The 1,382-nt window shown below is 31.0% G+C and carries 2 protein-coding genes; both read left to right on the forward strand.

Annotation, left to right across the window (positions count from 1 at the left end; translation table 11 throughout):
* Nucleotides 1-30: 30 nt before the first annotated feature.
* Nucleotides 31-624, forward strand: a complete 594-nt coding sequence (locus HGB55_RS14945) for a DUF6624 domain-containing protein (protein WP_168817867.1) — start codon at nt 31-33, stop codon at nt 622-624.
* Nucleotides 625-1,175: 551 nt separating this feature from the next.
* Nucleotides 1,176-1,376, forward strand: a complete 201-nt coding sequence (locus HGB55_RS14950; protein WP_168817660.1) for a hypothetical protein — start codon at nt 1,176-1,178, stop codon at nt 1,374-1,376.
* Nucleotides 1,377-1,382 lie beyond the last annotated feature (6 nt).

Genomic DNA, 1,382 nt, shown 5'->3' on the forward strand with positions numbered 1-1,382 from the left:
CGTTATGTGTAATAAAAAAATGAAAAAGAAATGAAAAAGAAAAAAATATTCTTCAGCATATTAACTGCTCTTGTTTTAATGATATCAATATTCCTCTATATGAATAAGGATAAATTTGTCTATGTTGGTTCAGTAGATATTATTGAAGTTGATTGTAGTAAAAAACATCAAATCTTGAGTGAAGTTTATGAAAGTGACCAAAGAATTAGAAAGTTAAATGACCCCATCAAATACGCTAAAGAAGATCATAGGAATCAAGAATTAGTGATTAGCATTATTGAAAAGTGTGGTATGCCAACATTAAACGAGGTATCTCAAAAACATATGAATGCAATCTGGTTGGGACTACAACATACAACTGAGAAGCATAGGAAAAAATACTTTCCACAGATAGAGGAAGCTGTAAAAAATGGAGATTTGTCTAAACAGCAATATGCATTGATGAAAGATAGAATCTTAATGGATGAGGGTAAACCTCAAATATATGGTTCACAGATAAAAAACGGGAAATTGTATAAATTAGAAAATCCTGAAACTGTAAACGAAAGAAGAAAGGAAATGGGAATGGGAACAATAGAGGATTATTTAAGAACTCATTTCAATATTGAGTTTAATCCGAATTAAAAATACTACACATAACAACTCATAAAATTTATGCTCACTTTTAAACTAAATAACGAACCGACAAACATTCAACAAACGATTTGCTACGTCCGAAAAATCTCCGATTTTCCAGTCGCACAAATCTTATAAAATCCCGTTAGCATAAATAGCTCGACTGAGTTTTGGTCAGAAAAATTAAAGTTGAAAAACTTAATTGAAAACTATGATTTTTAGCAATATTTCGGAGTGAAAATTGTAGCGGTCAGATTTGAGCAATGAAAGCGGAAAGAATTGAGTTTTACTGAAAAAATTGTACTAAACCGAGAGATTTCTGAGTGATTTATACTCAAAAAGGTATGAGAATTGAATCGGAATGAATTTGCTTTGAATGAAAAATATGTACAAACCTGAAAAATTCCAGATTGACTTCCACTCTACCGGAATTGAGCATTGAAACGGTTAAGATTTTGAGCAACGAATCCGAATATCTTTAAAATGAATAATTGCAATAAACTGAGAAATTTCAAAGTTTTTCCTGTAAAACGTGAAAATAACAACGGAGAAAAAGCTAAATGAGAAAAATAAGTATGTTTGATAAATCTCTGATAATAGAAAAATTCAATGCTCAGCAGAACGTGTCGCTAAATATGCTAACAATGGCTATATTGCATTGTGGCGGATTTTCTTTTTCAGAAAATCCTCGTATATTTACTAAAGTTATTGCTATGGCGGAAAAATCTTGCCGATTTTTCCACAACGACAACATAGCCTAAACCGTT

Origin of the sequence: Lutibacter sp. B1 (assembly GCF_012524075.1) — a bacterium.
Lineage (GTDB): Bacteria > Bacteroidota > Bacteroidia > Flavobacteriales > Flavobacteriaceae > Lutibacter.